Below are 18,307 nucleotides of genomic sequence, written 5' to 3'. Positions count from 1 at the left end.
CGATAAATTATGATGGTGGTTTAAATATTAAAAGCTTTGTTTACTTCTTCGGCAACAACCAATCCTGAAATCAAGGACGGCGGAACACCTGGACCAGGAACAGTTAACTGTCCCGTATAAAATAGATTTTTTACTTTTTTACTTTTCAAACTTGGTTTCAAAAGAGCAGTTTGCATCAACGTATTGGCCAAACCATAAGCATTTCCTCTGAAAGCATTATAATCAGCTTTAAAATCACTGTGAGCATAACTTCTTTTAAAAATCACTGCATCACGAATAGAAACACCACAGTATTTTTCTAATCTTTCCATGATGATATGATAATACTTTTCACGAATTTCTTCCGAATCCTCCAAATCTGGGGCGACTGGAATTAGTAAAAATACGTTTTCACAACCTTCTGGTGCAATACTTTCATCCGTTTTTGTTGGTGCTGAAGCATAAAACAATGGTTTCGAAGGCCATTGTGGTGCTGTGTAAATTTCATGTGCATGCACTTTGAAATCTTCATCAAAGAACAAATTATGATGTAATAATTTCGGAATGCGTTTGTTAATTCCTAGATAAAATAACAAAGACGACGGTGCCATTACTCTTTTCTTCCAATATTCTTCATCATAATTTCTGTACTCTTCTCCCAATAATTTATCTTCTACATGATGATAATCAGCACTTGCTACTACTACATCAGCAGTAAACTCACCTTGATCCGTAATTACTTTTTTCGCTGAACCATTTGTTACTTCTATCTTTTGCACATTTTGGTTCAACAATATTTTTACACCTTTTTCCTCCGCCAGTTTTACCATTCCTTCTACAATTTTGAACATGCCACCCATCGGATACCAAGTACCCAATTTCATTTCTGCATAATTCATTAAACTATACATGGCTGGCGTATTCTCGGGAGTAGCTCCTAAAAACAAAATCGGGAACTCCATCAGTTTCAAGATTTTTTCATCCTTGAAAAACTTCCTGATATGCGAAGCAAAAGATTGAAAAACATCTAAACGAACCACATCATAGAGTAATTTCAAACTTAAAAATTCTGTAATACTCGTTGATGGCTTCCAAACAAACTGATTAATACCAACATCATATTTATATTCGGCTTGGCGTAAGAATTCCTGAAATTTTTCTTTGCTACCAGCTTCCATACTTTCAAACAAATCTCCTAATTTATCTATACTTGCTGGTAAATTTATGGTTTCATTGCCTTCTAGGATGACTGAATATGATGGGTCAAGACGAACTAAATCATAATAATCGGAAGTTTTTTTATTAAACTTAGCAAAGTAATTATCAAAAACATCTGGCATCCAATACCAACTTGGGCCCATATCAAAAGTAAAACCCTCTGCTTGAAAAACCCTTGCTCTACCTCCTGCTACACTATTTTTCTCTAAAATAGTTACTTCATATCCTTTGTCTGCCAAGCTTGTTGCTACTGATAATCCTGAAAAGCCCGAACCTATTACTATTACTTTCATTGAAAAAATCTCCAGATGGATATTTATACGTTTTCTTATTAGCTTCTAACAAAGATAATCCTGATTTGTTTGATTGGTCTTTAATTACTCTTTTTTTAAGATGAAATGTGACTAACAAAAAAGTCGAACAACTGCTCGACCTTTTGTGACATTCTTCTGTTAACCAAAAAACTAATCAATTGCGTCTTCATGATTTATCGAAAACACAATATTGATTTAGTTGATTAGAGTTCTTTTTTGTAATGATGAAGTGTAACTCAAGCAATCAACTAAAAACTAATTCGCATACATGTGTAATTTATCTTTCAACTCTTTACGAGCAATATGAATTCTATTCTTTACTGTACCGATTGGAATATCTAATTTCTCGGCAATTTCATGATATTTAAAACCTCTGAAGTACATCATAAAAGGAGTTTTGTAAGCTTCTTCTAGCATTGATACAGCACGGTTTATATCATTCATGGCAAACGAGCTAATAGCTAAATTATCTGTACTACTTTCCATTGAATTGATATAATGTAAGTTATCAGAAGTATCAATGAAAGTATTTTTTCTCACCATTCTTTGATAATTGGTGATAAAAGTGTTTTTCATAATGGTATATAACCATGCTTTCAGGTTAGTACCTTCTGTGTATTTATCTCTGTTTGTAAATGCTTTCAACAAAGTATCTTGAAGTAAATCATTCGCTTCTTCGTAGTCTCTGGTGAGCTTCATCGCAAATGGTTTTAACGATTTAGATACTTTTCCGATGTGATATGTAAATTCTAACGTTGTCATAGTTTCGAGTTGTTGATTTTGTTTAACAAATATATGTATTAGTTAAACAAAAAAACAAATATTTTATCAATTAAATTTATTAATTTTTAATACTTATCAATAAAAACATTATTAAAAAGACTTTAACGATATTAAAAAATGCCTTTTAGTGTATACTAAAGGGTTTTTTCACTTAAAAGTACATTGTTTAACTTATTATTAAATTACATAAACAAAATAAGTCTTTTATTGAATGTTTAACAAGATGTTATCTAACATTCATCTTCTTATTATTAAAAACACTCTTTATTTTTAATGCAATAATGTTGCAATTATTGAAATCCATTTACAAATTATCAGTAAATTGCAGCTTCAATCTTCATCATCATTCATGAAAAGCATTTATCTCATATTTACGTTACTGATATTCACTTGGTTTTCGACCAAAGCACAATCTCAAAATTGCAATTGTTCCCTTAAAGGTGTTGTTCACGAAAAGGATATTCATCAAGTAGTGCCAGGTGCTGTTATTTATATAAAAGGCACTAACATTTCTACTTTTGCAGATGCTAAAGGAAAATACGCTTTCAAGAATCTTTGTCAAGGAAAGTATATATTGATTTGTCAGGCTGTCGGTTTTCAAAAGGTTGAAATCCCTGTGAACCTGAGTAATGAACATGAAGAAGATTTTTCTTTGGAAGACAAAGACGAACATTTACAAGAAGTAGTGGTAAGTGGCAAAAAGATAGAAAATGTTACCCAAGCAAAAGGTATTTTAGAAGGAGAAGCACTTGACCAAACTCGTGGACAAAATCTTGGTGAATCTCTAAAAGGCATTACGGGCGTAACGACACTTCAAACAGGAAGTTCTATTTCAAAACCCATTATTCATGGAATGCACTCTAATAGAGTACTAATTTTAAATAACGGAATCAGACAAGAAGGACAACAATGGGGAAGCGAACACGCTCCTGAGATTGATCCTTTTGTGGCTAAAAAGCTGACAGTTATTAAAGGTGCGGCTGGTGTGCGTTATGGTTCTGATGCTATTGCGGGCGTAATCATGGTTGAACCTGCTCCTTTACCTGATTCTGTAAGAATTCATGGAGAAATTAATACTGCTGGATTCTCTAACGGAAGAATGGGCGTTATTTCTGGTATTGCAGAAGGCGGTTTATCTGCCATCAAAGGTTTCTCTTGGCGAGTACAAGGTACTTATAAACGTGGCGGAGACTTAAAGACTGCCAATTATTACATGGCTAACACAGGCGTACAAGAAAGAAACTTTTCGGTAGCCCTTGGTTACAATAAAATACATTATGGTACAGAAATGTTCTTTAGTTATTTTGATACTCAACTGGGTATTTTTGCTGGTTCGCATATTGGTAACACAACAGACTTACAAAACGCTATCAATAACCCCCAACCTAACGAAGCTTACACGCCTGCCGAACCGAGTTATAATATTAATCGCCCTAACCAAGACCTTGCTCACCATTTATTAAAGCTTAAAAGTTTTGCGATTGTGGATAATTTGGGGAAATTCACGCTTACGCTGGCTCGTCAATATGATTGGCGTTTAGAGTATGACGTTCCTAGAGGAAATCGTAACTTGAATACCCTTAATTTTAAATTAACTACTTATACAGGCGAGTTACTATTGGAACATAAACCACTTTTCAACAAAATATCAGGTTCTATTGGTATCAGTGGGATGTATCAAGAAAACCTTTCTTCTTCTTACGAACTCAAAAAGCCTTTGGTCAACACCGTACTGATTCCTAATTACCAAGTAAGTACAGGTGGTTTGTTTATCATTGAGCGTTATTTAAAAAACCGTTGGGAATTTGAAACAGGATTACGCTATGATTTCAGAAAGGCAGAGGCTTATGGACTTACGTTTAATAATCAAGCCTATAACAATTCGTTTGACTTCAATAATTTCTCGGCTACTGCGGGAACGACCTATACTTTCAACGAACATTTAGACTTTAAATTCAATGCAGCATTGGCTTGGCGTGCGCCCAATATGAATGAATTGTTTTCGGACGGGATTCACCACGGAGCGGCAGCTTATGAGAAAGGAAATATCAATCTACAACCAGAAGTAGCCCATAATCTAAACTTTACGGCAAACTATACTAACGATAAAATCAATGTAGAAGTAAGTCCCTATTTGAACTTTATAGATGATTTTATCTATCTGAAACCTCGTTCGGTAGATGGTGTTTTGCAAACTGTGCTTACTGTACGTGGTGCCTTCCCTGCTTTTGATTATACTCAGGTTAATGCCCGATTTGCAGGGATTGATGTTTCTGCGATTTATCAAATCAGCAAACAGATAAGTATTTCAGAAAAATATTCGATGGTTAGGGCAAAAGATGTACTGAATAATCAATACATGGTGAACATTCCTAGCGACCGACTAGAAAGTACTTTAAAATACGACTTCAAAAAGCGTGGTGCATTTATCAGTATCAGCAATTCATTAGTGGCAAAACAAAACAGAGTAGAGGCAAATAGCGATTTTCTTGCACCTCCACCCGCATATAGTCTTTGGAAAGCCGATGCAGGCATCAGCATTAAAAAAGTAAACGTCGGACTCAGCGTTAGTAATGCCTTCAATGTCGCTTACAGAGAATATCTAAACAGATTCAGATACTTTACCGACGATTTAGGCAGAAACATTTCCCTCCGCCTTAAATATAGTTTCTAAACAAAGCCCAAAATCACCAATGCGATAAGCTATCCCGACAATGCGATAGCCTATCCCGTTAGTGCGATTACATATCCCGTCAATGCAGGAGCTAATAGTAGCAATGCAGTTGCTTATCCCGTCAGTGCAGGAGGCAATAGTATAAATGCAGTTGCTTATCCCGTCAGTGCAGGAGCTAATAGTATAAATGCAGTCGCTTATCCCGTCAGTGCAGGAGCTAATAGTATAAATGCAGTTGCTTATCCCGTTAGTGCAGTCGCTAATAGTATAAATGCAGTCGCTTATCCCGTTAGTGCAGGAGCTAATAGTATAAATGCAGTTGCTTATCCCGTTAGTGCAGGAGCTAATATTTACTTTACGATGGCTAATATGTAGCGGCAGGATTTGGTAGTTGATTATCTTATTTAGCAATCACTGGATTTCTATATCATTAATAAACTGCATTGCCTTACTGTGTTCCATTACACCATATTCGGTAATACCAAATATTTGAGCATAAGGCTTGAATTTACTTCTAAAAGAATTATTTATCAACTGAATATTTGCTTTTTGAGATAAACTACAGTGAATGATAGTGACAAACTTAAATGTAGTAGTAGCATTGGGGATGATTGGAAAATCTATATTTAAAATATTGGCGTATCGATACTGATGTTTACTTGCAAGAAACATAGATAAACTATCCACAGCCTTCTTAACAATATCCCATGTTTTCGTTTCTATTGAATCAGAACCTAAAGACGCTAAAGAAAAATCCTTTAACTCAAAAAGCCAATATTGATTTTTTTTAGCGTCATACCAACAAGCATCCATTTCTTTAAAATGATTTCCACTTAAAGCTTTATAACCATCACAATCAGCGAAACGGAAAAAGTTAGTATCTGGAAAACAAAGCGTTATATTGCTTTCAGTAAATTGATTCATTGTTCAATAGGGTTGCAAATTTATAGACCTAAATCAAGTTTAATTTCTTCATCAGCCATTCTTATTGCTTCATCAGAAATAGGGTTTTCAGGGAAATCCTCTTTTAAATCAGATATTAAACATTCTATGGACTTCCCTTTTTCACGACTCAACGAATAGCAATTGGTTTGAACATTTGAACGTCGTGCAGAAAGATGTATCTGTTTCAAAACGAAGTAATTATGTGTCGCTAAAAAAATCTGAATTCCAGCCTGAGCCATTAACATAAGCATTTCTACTAATTCTCTTGTTGCATCAGGATGTAAGGTTGTTTCTGGTTCATCAAAAAACAAGATAGAGTTTGCATTTAGCTGTCTGTTTCGAATTAATGTTGTCAAAATTCCTATTTTTTTTACCCCTTCAGATGTAAGAGATATTGGGAATTCAGTATTTCCCTTTTTAAAAATAACATCATCATCTTTTCCTTGTTCAAACTGCCCTTCAAATAATTCCTCAAGCCTTTTTATTATCCCACTTAATTCTTGTGTTATATTTCCTTTTTGAGTAGGAATAACTAAAGCTCTTATCAAATCCAAATAAGTATCATCAAAGCCGGGCATATGTAAATTATCTCTTGTTGCTCTTATGGCTTTCATAGAAGTGAGTACTTCCTTAGCAGGAATAAATAAACAACGAAAGTTTTCTGCTACTGAATTTATATTCTCTTGACAATCAATAATAGTATTTGTTGTAGAATCCCCAAAAGAAAAATGAAGCCTATCTTGATAATTAAGTTTTGTATGAGCGAACTCAATATCGATGGATAACTTCTCTTTTGTTATTTTACTGACTAACTCACCTAACCCTTTCTTACCAGGTTGATAAGTATCTAATAGTTTTTCTGCCAAGAGTTTTTTAAAACTTATATCTTCATTCTGTTTTCGCTTGCTATAAATATCAATTGTTTTTGTAGCTGCATATAATAGTTTTAATAGACCTGTTTTTCCTGTATCATTTTTGCCAATGATTACATTTATGGCGGCAAATTCTTTACTTCTGAATTCACTATAACCCATAAAATTTTTAAGAGTTACTGATTTTATCATTATCCTATTATTAAAGTTCTTATGCTACACAAAGTTAGTCTTTAACTTTACGGTTTTAAATCATTTTATATTTAATTTTATATTTTAACATCAACTGATGTAAGTATTAAGCAAAACCATGATCCAACTAGTATCCAACTGGTGCGAGCATTAAACCCCAACTGGTGCAAGTATTAGCGAAGCGTTAATGTACCTAAAAAATTTCTTTTGAAAAGAAATAGAAAAAAGTCCAAACCACAGGCTTGAACTGGTTGTGACCGAATAGCCTAATTTCACTTCAAAGTATTTGAAAGAACATTGGGTAAGAATTTAGCAGAGGAAAAGACTTTAACAATAACCCCTTTTCTATTTACAATGATATGCGTAGGGAATTCATTAATCTGTAAATCTTCATTTATGTATTTTTCTTTGTCAGCAACAACAGCATATTTGAAAGTTGTTTTATGTAAGAACTCTTTAAGTTTTTGAGATTTGTCTAAAGCAAGGCTTAAAAATATTATATCATTTCTGTTACTGTATTTTTGTACCAATTCATTCAGTTGAGGCATTTCTTGAATACAAACTTTACAGCCTATAAACCAAAGTTTCATGACAATAACTTTCCCTTTGGTATTTTTATCATTATAGCTTTTCCCTTCTAAATCTGTAAAATTGAAATCAGGTATTTTTTTACCTTCATACATTAAGTTTTTAATTTCAATTTCAGCCATTTGTTTAATGACCTGCTTTATTTCCTCACTAATTTTCGCATCAATTCTATAAAGTTGATGGTGTACCTTATTATTTATCAACACTCTTACAGGGATATATTTACCATTTAATAAGTGTTGCAAGAAAACTATTTTCTTGATTTCTTTCTTAGATTCATCCAATGGAATAAACTCATTACTCAGATTGGTACTTTCATTATAATAATACCAATAAGTAGTAAAATCTTTGAGGAAGTGTAAGCTTTTAGGAAGAGATTGGTTTTGAGCAATACCTGCGGATATGTATAAGAATAGTAGTGTTGAAAATAATATATTTTTTGACAGTTTCATCGAAGTTAAAATAGGGCTTTAAAATAGAGGACACATACAATTTATATAAAAGAATGAACTTCGCCTAAAATTGCTACAAAGATTTTGCCTCTATGAGGCTTAGCGTTTTCAATTATTTTTAAAAGCATCTACGCCCTCCTGCATCGTTCTGAACAGTATTTTACTTCTTCCCAAACTCTTTCCCATTTCTTTCTCCAAGTAAATGGTTTTCCACAGGTGACACAGATTTTTGTGGGTGAGTCGGATTTCTTTATCATTTTCATGGCACAAAAATTTATTTCTAAGGAAACAGGCTTTTTGATAAAATGTTTTTCGATGTACTATTTGAGGAAAATATCAAAAGACAAAGTAATTTTAAACCACTAACTATTTGACATGAAATATGATGAATCCTAAAGTTGATTTTTATTTTGAAAAAGCCGATAAATGGCAAGAAGAATTGGAACAATTAAGAAAAATTATCCTTGAATGTGAACTGACCGAAGAGTTGAAATGGGGTGTTCCTTGTTACACTTTTCAAAAGAGTAATGTTGTATTAATCCACGACTTTAAAGAGTATTGTGCTTTACTGTTTATGAAAGGGGCTTTGCTAGATAATAGCAATGGACTGCTGATTCAACAAACGGAAAATGTACAGGCGGCACGACAAATTCGTTTTACCAATCTTCGGGGAATTGTGGATAATAAAGCTATTTTAAAAGCTTATATTTATGAAGCCATTGAAGTAGAAAAAGCAGGATTGAAAGTAGAGCTAAAAAAGACAACAGAGTACAGTATTCCAGAAGAGTTTCAACAGAAATTAGATGAATCTTCAAGCTTAAAAATAGCCTTTGAAGCTTTAACTCACGGACGACAAAGAGCGTACCTTTTACATTTCGCTCAACCCAAACAAGCCAAAACACGAGAAGCAAGAGTAGAAAAATGTATCCCTCAAATTATGGATGGGAAAGGGTTGAATGATTGAGGAATAAGTACTGTACAAAGGTTTAACATTTTTTCAGCATGATAAAATATCACAACATTCCCTTAAAATGTAGCGGCAACTCTTGCAGTTGCCGTTTCAAGTGTGGCAACTGCAAGAGTTGCCGCTACAACATTTTAAAGAATGGTGAAACCCTTCATACACGATAATAATGAATTTAGATTATAAACATTTTTTAAACTCAATAACCTTACAATGAAAATACTCGCATTCGCAGGAAGTAATAGCAAGGCTTCCATCAATAAAAAATTAGTTACGCACGTTGCTTCTTTTTTCAATGAACACGACATTGAAATCTTAGATTTGAATGACTACGAAATGCCTTTGTTTAGTGTGGACAAATTGGCAAAAGAGGGTATTCCGTCATTGGCAACAGATTTTGCTAAAAAGATAGATTCAAGTGATTTTCTATTGATTTCATTCGCTGAAAATAACGGAGCATATACTACTGCGTTTAAAAATATCTTCGATTGGGTTTCTATGATTCAAGGTCGCCCAGTATTTGGCAATAAACAGATGTTTTTGTTATCTACTTCGCCCGGACCAAGAGGTGGAGCAAGTGTGATGGAAATTGCCAAAAACAGAATGCCTTTTAGTGGCGGTAAAGTATTGGACACTTTTTCTTTGCCCAGTTATAACAAGAATTTTGTAGAAGGCGAAGGAATTACCAACAGCGAATACGCATCAGAAGTAGCTTCAAAAATTGCAAAAATCAAAGCTGAGTTATTGAAGTAATCAAGATGCTATTTACCATTTAAACCTTTTCAATCAACAATCATGAACAAACTAATTTTTGTAGTATCCTTACTTTTTACATACGTTACTTCTTCAATTTTTGCACAAACAGATGTTTTAAAAACAAACATTGAACAACTCATCAAAACGAAAAAAGCTACCGTCGGTGTGGCAATTTATGGATTTGAAAGTAAAGAAAGTATTACAGTAAATAATGAACTGCAATATCCCTTACAAAGTGTTTTTAAGTTTCATATTGCTTTGGCAGTATTGAATCAAGTGAATAAAGGTAAGCTTCGTTTAAATCAAAAGATTTTTATTAAACCGAGTGATTTACTACCTAATACTTGGAGTCCGATGAGGGAAAAATATCCAAATGCAAATGTATCTTTAAGCATTGCCGAAATTATTCAATACACAGTTGGTGAAAGTGATAATAATGGTTGTGATATTTTATTAAGATTGATTGGTGGCACTAAGACAGTAAATGACTATATCCACAAAGTCGGCATCAAAGAAGTAGCAATCGTAGCCAATGAAGAAGAAATGCACAAAGCTTGGGATGTTCAGTTTAGCAATTGGACTAAACCGATGGCAGCTACGGAATTGTTAAAAATATTTTATGATAAAAAAATTACGTCTAAAGCAAACTTTGATTTCCTTTGGAAAGTAATGATAGATTCGCCAACAGGTAAAAAAAGAATCAAATCACAATTACCTGAAGGTACTTTGGTTGCTCATAAAACAGGAACTTCCGATACTAATGAAGAAGGTATTACTTCAGCCGTAAATGATATTGGCATTGTTACTTTACCGAATGGCAAACATTTTGCCATCAGTGTTTTTGTAAGCAACTCAAAAGAAAACGGCGAAACCAATGAAAAAATCATTGCTGATATTTCAAAATTAGCTTGGGATTACTTCGTTGCTAAATAGCAAAGAAATTCGTGAAAGATTTAATACAAAAGCCCAAACAATTATCAATCGTTTGGGCTAAATCAATCATTCATTACAAAATGAATTGTGCTTTTTGCACCTACTCATCTTGCTTCATTCATAGTTATTTAGGTTAATATTTTTTACCATCCGGGGTTTTGTAGCATTTGTCTATTTCTATCAATTTCTGATTGTTGAATTGGCCAGAAGTAATGTTTTTTCTGGAAAACACGAGTTTCAAATACCACTCTTTGATAGAAATCAGCATCATTAAAACTTGTTCCTTTATTCACATTCATACCATACATTGGTCCGCCTTGGGTATCATCTGCAATTCTCCATCTACGAACATCAAATACTCGATGCCCTTCAAAAGCTAATTCTATTCTTCTTTCATGTTGAATTCTTTTTCGCATTTCAGCTTGAGATAAACCAGTAGGCAATTCGGGAAGTCCAGCTCTTTCACGAATTAAATTTACATACTTTGCGATATCGGCATGTCCAGCATTGTACTCATTCAAGGCTTCTGCATAGTTTAAGTACATTTCACCCAATCTGAAAAATATCCACGCTTGTTGTGTATAACGACCATTGGGAACATCGCTATCAGCACTGACAAATTTGGTTAAAAGATAACCCGTTTCGGTATGATCATGCGAGCCATTTCTTCCAGAAAGTCCTGTTGCATACAATTGAATTGGCGTGTATGAAGAACTCCCACTAAAAGGCCATTCGTCATGATTATACAATACAGATACATAAAAACGTGGTTCTCGGTTGAGATACATATTCCAATCGCCTACTTTAGTATATTTTGTATTAGCCGTAGAAAAACCAGACTCAACATAACCAGAACCCGCTTCATTAATCAATTTTCCATTGTTCATGTGATAAGCATCAACCATTTGTTGGGTAATTCCTAAACCATTCCAACCTTTCATTTGGCGAGGTGCCGCATGTTGTGTAAACTCATTGGTACGAGCACTTGGTCTAGCCCAAATTACTTCGCTGTTCCAACGGTCAACAAATAAATCACGATAGGAAGTCAAAGGATTTAACTGTCCATTTGCATCCATTTTTTTATACAAACCAGTTGGCATCATGTCAATTACAGCTTTTGCGGCATCAGCAGCTAATTTCCATTTGTTGGCATCATACGTATTGCTAATTAATTTTTTACCATCTTTCGCATTTTTAAAATCTTCAAAATCTTGGTTATTACCGTTAAATAATGGACTTGCACCATACAACAATACTCTAGCTTTTATCGCCATTACCACTCGTTGATCCATACGTCCGTACTCTCTAACATTAGTCTGAACAGCAGGAAGTTCTTTCGCAGCTAAATCCAACTCAGCAGTAATATACTTTACACATTCTTCATAAGAATTTCTTGGTAATTGCGTATCAGTATTAGAAGCATCAACAGGTATAATTTCAGGTAAAATTACAACTGGCCCATACTGACGCATCAATAAGAAATAATAATAAGCTCTTAAAGCACGAGCCTCCGCTTTGGTTCTTGTATTAATGCCCGGTGTTACCGTTTCGCATTCAAGGCATTTATCTACTTGATTGATATATACCGATGCCGAGCGAATGGCTTTATAATAATTGGTATATGGATTATAGGGAATAGAGGTTGGCGACCAGTTTCCAGTATTGATATTATTTGCTCCAATGCCTGTCCAAACGAAATCAGCTTCATCCGAAATGGGCGAAAGGTTATCATAAGGACCAGCTTCGTCGGGTAAAAAGCTGTAAATACTTGCCAAGTATTTCTCGGCTTCTAGTCTTTTTGCAAAAACATCATTAATTGTCAACATATCATCTGGTTGTTTGTCCAGATAGTCGCTGCAAGAGAAACAAAAAACACTCAATACAGCAAAAGATAATATAGATAGTCTTTTCATAATTTTATTCTTGTTAGAAGAAATCATCTGTTTTCTTAAAATGTCAACAAATAGTATTTCTTTTATTTTTACTATTTAACTCGTGCTACAAATTGATATTTACTCCTACATTAAAGTTCTTTTGGATAGGATATACAGAACCTCTTCCATCACCCAATTCTGGATCCCAGAATGTAAAGCCACTCCAAGTATGTAAGTTAAATCCTGCAACGTACACTCTAAAAGTATTCACATTTAGCTTTTTAGTGAATTTTTTAGGAAGTGTATAACCGATTTCTGCCGATTTCAATCGCAGATAACTAGCGTCTCGTTGCCACCACGTTGAAGAACGATAATTGTTATTATTAGGACCAAAGGAAAGTCTTGGAAAAATCACATCTTGACTTGGGTTTTCGGGCGTCCAACGGTTTACGGCATTAGCGTTTACGTTTCCACGAATTCCACCTTCAACAAAAGGAAACCATCCCGTTCCACCAAGCATAAAATCCATTGTTTGAGCACCTTGAAAGAAAGCAGAAACATCAAAACCTTTATAGCCAACAGTAAAACCGAATCCATACATTATTCCAGGAGTAGGAGGATTACCAATAGCTACTTCATCAAATGAATCTACGACACCATCTCCGTTGAAATCCTTGTATTTAATATCACCAACACGCACAGCACCAAATGTTTGAGTTGGTGAGTTTTTAATCTCTTCTTCACTGGTAAATAATCCTTCTGCAATTAATCCAAAAGGTTGTTGATAACGTTTGCCTCTTCTATTTTGATAGGTGTATTTCCAATCTGGAGCGTCATCATTCAATAATTTGTTTTTAGTGTATGTGACATTTCCTCTTAAAGCAAGGCTTACATTTCCTACTTTTTTATTGTACTCTAAACTACCGTCAACCCCTTTATTTTCAAACTCTCCGATATTTCCCCAAGGATTATTCTGAAGTCCCATAATAGCTGGAAGTGAATTTCTTTGCATAAAAATTCCAGTTCGGTGTCTTTTAAATACATCCGCTTGTAAATAGAAACCTCTTAAAAATCGTACTTCTAATCCAATGTTTGTTTCTACTTCTTTTTCCCAAGTAAGGTCGGCACCCCACTGGTCTTCACCTCTACCACCAAAAGTATTATTAGCATCAATACCGAATCTATATTCACCGTTTCCTCCACCTACTGTCGTCAAATAAGCAAATCTTCGTCCACCGATTTGGTCATTTCCTTTATTGCCATAAGAGCCTCTTACTTTCAAATATTGCAACCATAAATTATTACGGAAGAAAGGTTCTTGCGAGATAATCCAACCTACTGCATAAGCAGGAAAATAGCCAAAGCGTTTGCCTTTTTCAAAGTTTTCAGAACCATTATAACCAGCATTGTATTCAAAGAAATATTTTGATTTATAACTATATGATATACGTCCAACCAAACCTTGCAATCTTGAAGGCAAAGCACTGATGGCATCGTTAGCATCTGCACTTTGATAATCTTGTTGATTATACAATACAAGCCCACTGATTGAATGATTACCAATCGTTTTATCATAGTTAAGATTTGCTTGCATATAAATTCTTCTATTACCTCCTGATGATTTAGCAAAAGCTAAATCCGCATTACCAGTCACAAATTTATTCAGTATCAAAGAACTATCTGCGGCTCTTCCAGTGGCGATATAAGTATCAACATTGGCTCTGGTTCTCTGAATATTATGGAAATTATAGCCATCAAATGCAAACTTTGCTGAAGCTTTCAAGCCTTTAACCAAGTTTGATAAATCATGATTAATCGTAATATCAGACTGAATATTATTTCGCCATTCTGTGGCAAAACCTTTTCCTGTTAAAGAAGTGTATGGATTCGTAATTCCGTTTACACCACCATACACAAAGCCTGACTTACTATCGGCAAGTGGATAAGTTGGCGAATAACCAACGGGCGTGTTAAACATAATATCGTTCCAAATCGCTGCTGAACTTCCACCCCCAGGATAATTAGAAGTAATTAAAATACCTCCAAGACCTAATTTCAATTCTGTATTTTTGCTTAATTTAACATCGGTATTTGCTCTGAAATTATATCTTTTCAAGCCTGCATTGGTATTGTAAGTATTCAAGTTATCACCATTCCAAATACCAGACTCATCGTAATAAGTAGCAGAAATAAAATATTTCGCCGAAACAGAGCCTCCACTAATATTTAGGTTTGCTCTTCTAGTTTTTGAATTGGGTTTTAGCATTAAACCCAACCAATCGACATTTGGATATAAATACGGGTCTGCTCCTGATCTGTATTTTTCAATGACGGCAGGCGTGTAAGGCGTTACATAATTAGGATTTGAGGCTAATTGAGCTTCATTGTATAATTCAAGATAAGTTGGTGCATCTACAAATTTTGGTTTACTCGTTGCAGAGTTTACACCTGATTCATATTTGAAATTAATAGAAGGTTTATCGTTTGTGCCACGTCTCGTAGTTACTAATATTACACCATTTGCACCTCTAATTCCATATACTGCCGTTGCAGAAGCATCTTTTAAAACAGAAAACGTTTCTATTTCTTCTGGTTCGATATTGTTGATTGGTCTTTCAACACCGTCAACAAGTACAAGCGGTGAAGCTCCTGCACCAAATGTACTGATTCCTCGAATCCAAAATTGAGCATCATCATAACCCGGCTCTCCACTTCTTTGAACAGCAATTACGCCTGCTACTTTACCTGCTAAAACATTATTCAACGAACGTGGTGCCGCAGATTTTAAATCATTTACTTTTACGGTGGTAATGGCACCTACTACACTTTCTTTCTTTTGTTCACCATATCCTACTACTACAACCTCATCCAAGGCTTTCATATCGAGACTCATCGCTACATCAATCTGAGTTCTACTATTGATAGTAATTTCTTGTGTCAGATAACCTACAAATGAAAAAATCAGGGTATTATTTCCGTTTGGGACTTGAATTGAATACTTGCCATTAGGTAGCGAGGTTACCCCTCTTGTAGTTCCCTTAATAGCAATATTTACGCCTGGCATTGGCTGGTTTTTCTCATCAACAATTGTTCCCGTTACTGTTTTTTCAAGCTGTGAAGTAATAGATAAAAAATTAAGCGTATGAGTTGAAATTAAACTTGATTTGGGTATATGTCTGAGTAAAATCGTTGAACCCGAAACTTCGTAAGAAATTTCTAGCGGTGTCAATAATTTTGATAAAACTTCTTTCAATGATTCATTTTGGACATTAATTGAGATTGTTCTATCGACACCAATCATCTGCGGACTATAAATAAAGCTTACAGAAGTAGCCTTCTTGATATGACGAAGGGCAGATTCTAGTCCTTTATTTTCTAATTTCAAGGTAATCTTTTGATTAAGAAATTCTTGTCCACGGTTTTCATGTGCAATCGCTAGCGTACTGCACATAACTATCAATAAAACCTGATAAAAGGAAAAGCGCATGATTTTTAGAAAAATCTTGATTGATTCTGTGAAAATTTTCATAAATTGAATGGTCTTTTGTTAAAATTTTAGCAAAAAATCCCCTCTGCCCAACTTTTATAAAGTTGGGAGTTGTTGTCAGCAATAAGTTGGGGAAATACAAGCCGGAGATGTTGGAGCATCTTCGGCTTTTTTTGTTGGGTGATAATAGTAGATTTTTTTATTTCATAGTTAATTAAGTTTTGGTTGTTTTAATTGAGTTGTTTATTAATTACACCTTTTCCCATAAACCACTACCTGACCGTCGATTAGTTCGTAACGGGCTTCAATAGCTTTACAAATGAGGTCTAACTTTTCAAAGAGTGTTCCTTTTTCTAGCTCCGCCGTGAGCTGACATTTCAGTAATAATTCATTATCATAAGTAATCGAAATACCATAAATTTCTTCCAGTGAATCAAATACTTGACTAATAGGTGTACGCTCGAAAATCAAGGATTTATGAACCGTTGAAATCGGCTTTATTGGTTCAGGAATAGCTACAAGAGAACGCTTTAAGCGGTTTTCATTACGATTAAATACCACTTGCTGATTAGGCGTAAGTATCAATTCGGCTTCTTCTGTCAATAATTGTTCGGCTGGTTCTTGTTCTTTATTCAATGAAAATACCGATACTCGTCCCGTTTTAACAATTACCTTTACTTCTTTATCTTTTTCGTAAGAACTAATCGTAAAACTTGTCCCTAACACCTTAGTAGCGAGTTCATTCGCATAAACCACAAAAGGTTTTGTTGGATCTTTCACAACATCAAAAAAAGCCTCACCACTCAAATAAATATCCCGACGTTTATTCGAAAAAGTTTTAGGAAAACTTACTCGGCTACCCATTTTTAAAATTATTTTACTTCCATCTGGAAGTGTCACAACTTTGGGCATTTTATCATCATTGAGTACTTCTTGAAATAAATCTTTCTTACTTTCAATACGCTGTTGATAAGCCGAATAAGTTCCAAAAGGTAAAGAGGTATTTTTTGATAAATAGAAAACAAGCCCAGCAATACTTACAAAAAGTATTGCTGCCACTTTCCATAGCCAAGCCAATGACAATTTCCGTTTAGTTTTAACAGAAACTTGGCTCGCATCCATTTCTTGCCTACTTTTTGTCAAGCGTTTTAATTCTTCTCGCAATTCATTTTCTGATAAATTATCTTGTGCATCACGTACTTTTTTAATTAAGTCACAAGCATCAGCAACAACCTCAGCATATTGAGGATGCTCATGAATCCATTTTTCCCAAAAAACTGCATCTTCAGAAGCATTTCTGAGTACCCATCGGCAAAAAGAATCATCTAAAATGAAGTCTTTTATAGTGTAATTTGTATAATCTTGCATAGATAAAATTGTATTTTACAATCCTTATATACTGAAACAGTACGATATGATTTGCTAATACTCTTTTTCTATAAATTATTTTTAAAAAAATTATTGTAGCTGGCAGAGTAATTTAAAAAGAGGCATTGGAAGCAACTTGATAATTGAAGGTAAATGTTTCTTTAATTGAGTTAAAGAACGATAAAGGAAATTGGCAACAGTTTGCTTTTCAATATCCATAATTGAAGCGATTTCTTCATTAGATAAGCCTTCATAATATTTTAAAAATATTACTTCTTGCTGACGTTTAGGCAGTTGTGCAATCGCTTGGCGGATTGTTTGCTCGCTTTCGTGTAAAAACTCTTCAGCAATCCATTCACTTTCAACGGTTAATCCATCTGTGAAGGCATGAGTATCACCCTGTATATCAACAGAATCTCCTAAACGTTTTTGGATTTTTAACTTTCTGAATAAATTATTACGAAGGGATTTTATCAAATAAACAGTAACGTAGGGATTTTCTACCAGATTTTCTCTTCTGGACCATAATTCAAGAAAGAGGTCTTGGATACAATCTTTTACTAATTCAGTATCTTTCGTAAAACGAGTAGCATAGTTGTATAATTCTCGGTAACGCAAAGCCGCAATTCTATCAAAGGCTTCTCCATCTCCACTTCTAAAACGGATCCACAATTGAGCTAATTCAGCTTCATCGCTTGGAATTCTATCTACTTTAATCATAAATACCTTATAAATACTTCAATAATAAGCTAAAATTATCCAATTTTTCTTAGAAACATAAACAGATAATACTCTACCCGAAGATTTTGTTTCTGAAAACAAAAAGGCTGAACTTTGAGCTACCACGCATCAAACCAGCCTTTAAGGATGAAACAAATCATCAAAGACGAAATTATAAAATTGTTGGG

General features: G+C 34.3%; 14 protein-coding genes. 4 read left to right on the top strand and 10 right to left on the bottom strand.

The window, feature by feature from the left end:
* Positions 1-20: 20 nt before the first annotated feature.
* A complete protein-coding gene (locus VB776_RS13770) occupies positions 21-1,490 on the bottom strand; it encodes a phytoene desaturase family protein (protein WP_323697287.1) in 1,470 nt (489 codons plus the stop codon).
* Positions 1,491-1,766: 276 nt separating this feature from the next.
* Entirely contained in the window at positions 1,767-2,273 is a 507-nt protein-coding gene (locus tag VB776_RS13765; RefSeq protein ID WP_323697285.1) for an RNA polymerase sigma factor, read from the bottom strand.
* Positions 2,274-2,643: 370 nt separating this feature from the next.
* Here VB776_RS13765 and VB776_RS13760 point away from each other — a divergent pair, with 370 nt between their 5' ends.
* Complete coding sequence (locus VB776_RS13760) at positions 2,644-4,968, top strand: TonB-dependent receptor (protein WP_323697284.1); 2,325 nt, start codon at positions 2,644-2,646, stop codon at positions 4,966-4,968.
* Between the two features lie 411 nt (positions 4,969-5,379).
* Here the strand turns inward: VB776_RS13760 and VB776_RS13755 are convergent, their stop codons facing one another.
* From VB776_RS13755 to VB776_RS13740, 4 genes are all read right to left on the bottom strand, one after another.
* Positions 5,380-5,892: a hypothetical protein gene (locus tag VB776_RS13755; RefSeq protein WP_323697282.1), complete on the bottom strand. Its 513-nt coding sequence runs from the start codon at positions 5,890-5,892 to the stop codon at positions 5,380-5,382.
* A 20-nt stretch (positions 5,893-5,912) separates the two neighbouring features.
* Positions 5,913-6,977 carry an AAA family ATPase gene (locus VB776_RS13750; protein WP_323697280.1) on the bottom strand — a complete coding sequence of 355 codons (1,065 nt, stop codon included), beginning with the start codon at positions 6,975-6,977 and terminating at the stop codon, positions 5,913-5,915.
* A gap of 272 nt (positions 6,978-7,249) precedes the next feature.
* On the bottom strand, positions 7,250-7,849 hold the full coding sequence (locus VB776_RS13745; RefSeq protein WP_323697278.1) for a TlpA family protein disulfide reductase: 600 nt from the start codon (positions 7,847-7,849) through the stop codon (positions 7,250-7,252).
* Positions 7,850-8,145: 296 nt separating this feature from the next.
* Positions 8,146-8,274 (bottom strand): DUF2256 domain-containing protein, encoded by a 129-nt coding sequence (locus VB776_RS13740; protein WP_407653833.1) that lies wholly within the window; start codon positions 8,272-8,274, stop codon positions 8,146-8,148.
* A 128-nt stretch (positions 8,275-8,402) separates the two neighbouring features.
* Here VB776_RS13740 and VB776_RS13735 point away from each other — a divergent pair, with 128 nt between their 5' ends.
* The 3 genes from VB776_RS13735 to bla all read left to right on the top strand — a co-directional run bounded on the left by VB776_RS13735 (position 8,403) and on the right by bla (position 10,670).
* Positions 8,403-8,981 (top strand): YdeI/OmpD-associated family protein, encoded by a 579-nt coding sequence (locus VB776_RS13735; RefSeq protein WP_323697390.1) that lies wholly within the window; start codon positions 8,403-8,405, stop codon positions 8,979-8,981.
* Between the two features lie 213 nt (positions 8,982-9,194).
* Positions 9,195-9,734, top strand: a complete 540-nt coding sequence (locus VB776_RS13730; protein WP_323697276.1) for an NADPH-dependent FMN reductase — start codon at positions 9,195-9,197, stop codon at positions 9,732-9,734.
* Between the two features lie 42 nt (positions 9,735-9,776).
* On the top strand, positions 9,777-10,670 hold the full coding sequence (bla, locus tag VB776_RS13725; RefSeq protein ID WP_323697275.1) for a class A beta-lactamase, subclass A2: 894 nt from the start codon (positions 9,777-9,779) through the stop codon (positions 10,668-10,670).
* A 143-nt stretch (positions 10,671-10,813) separates the two neighbouring features.
* Here the strand turns inward: bla and VB776_RS13720 are convergent, their stop codons facing one another.
* The 4 genes from VB776_RS13720 to VB776_RS13705 all read right to left on the bottom strand — a co-directional run bounded on the left by VB776_RS13720 (position 10,814) and on the right by VB776_RS13705 (position 18,119).
* Entirely contained in the window at positions 10,814-12,583 is a 1,770-nt protein-coding gene (locus VB776_RS13720; RefSeq protein WP_323697274.1) for a RagB/SusD family nutrient uptake outer membrane protein, read from the bottom strand.
* Positions 12,584-12,668: 85 nt separating this feature from the next.
* The gene (locus VB776_RS13715) at positions 12,669-16,073 is read right to left on the bottom strand and encodes a TonB-dependent receptor (RefSeq protein WP_323697273.1); all 3,405 of its coding nucleotides are present in this window, start codon (positions 16,071-16,073) and stop codon (positions 12,669-12,671) included.
* A gap of 204 nt (positions 16,074-16,277) precedes the next feature.
* The gene (locus VB776_RS13710; RefSeq protein WP_323697272.1) at positions 16,278-17,399 is read right to left on the bottom strand and encodes a FecR family protein; all 1,122 of its coding nucleotides are present in this window, start codon (positions 17,397-17,399) and stop codon (positions 16,278-16,280) included.
* Positions 17,400-17,489: 90 nt separating this feature from the next.
* Positions 17,490-18,119: an RNA polymerase sigma factor gene (locus VB776_RS13705; protein ID WP_323697270.1), complete on the bottom strand. Its 630-nt coding sequence runs from the start codon at positions 18,117-18,119 to the stop codon at positions 17,490-17,492.
* Between the last annotated feature and the right edge of the window lie 188 nt (positions 18,120-18,307).

Source organism: Arcicella gelida (assembly GCF_034931025.1).
Classification (GTDB): Bacteria; Bacteroidota; Bacteroidia; order Cytophagales; family Spirosomataceae; genus Arcicella; species Arcicella gelida.
The sequence above is the reverse complement of the archived record's forward strand: the minus strand, read 5'-3'. Positions and strand labels throughout refer to the sequence as shown.

Excerpts from the sequence above, each read along its gene's own strand:
- VB776_RS13750 (WP_323697280.1), bottom strand. The coding sequence starts at position 6,977 with ATGATAAAATCAGTAACTCTTAAAAATTTTATGGGTTATAGTGAATTC.
- bla (WP_323697275.1), top strand. The coding sequence starts at position 9,777 with ATGAACAAACTAATTTTTGTAGTATCCTTACTTTTTACATACGTTACT.
- VB776_RS13760 (WP_323697284.1), top strand. The coding sequence starts at position 2,644 with ATGAAAAGCATTTATCTCATATTTACGTTACTGATATTCACTTGGTTT.
- VB776_RS13730 (WP_323697276.1), top strand. The coding sequence starts at position 9,195 with ATGAAAATACTCGCATTCGCAGGAAGTAATAGCAAGGCTTCCATCAAT.
- VB776_RS13705 (WP_323697270.1), bottom strand. The coding sequence starts at position 18,119 with ATGATTAAAGTAGATAGAATTCCAAGCGATGAAGCTGAATTAGCTCAA.
- VB776_RS13710 (WP_323697272.1), bottom strand. The coding sequence starts at position 17,399 with ATGCAAGATTATACAAATTACACTATAAAAGACTTCATTTTAGATGAT.
- VB776_RS13765 (WP_323697285.1), bottom strand. The coding sequence starts at position 2,273 with ATGACAACGTTAGAATTTACATATCACATCGGAAAAGTATCTAAATCG.
- VB776_RS13740 (WP_407653833.1), bottom strand. The coding sequence starts at position 8,274 with ATGATAAAGAAATCCGACTCACCCACAAAAATCTGTGTCACCTGTGGA.
- VB776_RS13735 (WP_323697390.1), top strand. The coding sequence starts at position 8,403 with ATGAATCCTAAAGTTGATTTTTATTTTGAAAAAGCCGATAAATGGCAA.
- VB776_RS13770 (WP_323697287.1), bottom strand. The coding sequence starts at position 1,490 with ATGAAAGTAATAGTAATAGGTTCGGGCTTTTCAGGATTATCAGTAGCA.
- VB776_RS13755 (WP_323697282.1), bottom strand. The coding sequence starts at position 5,892 with ATGAATCAATTTACTGAAAGCAATATAACGCTTTGTTTTCCAGATACT.
- VB776_RS13715 (WP_323697273.1), bottom strand. The coding sequence starts at position 16,073 with ATGAAAATTTTCACAGAATCAATCAAGATTTTTCTAAAAATCATGCGC.
- VB776_RS13720 (WP_323697274.1), bottom strand. The coding sequence starts at position 12,583 with ATGAAAAGACTATCTATATTATCTTTTGCTGTATTGAGTGTTTTTTGT.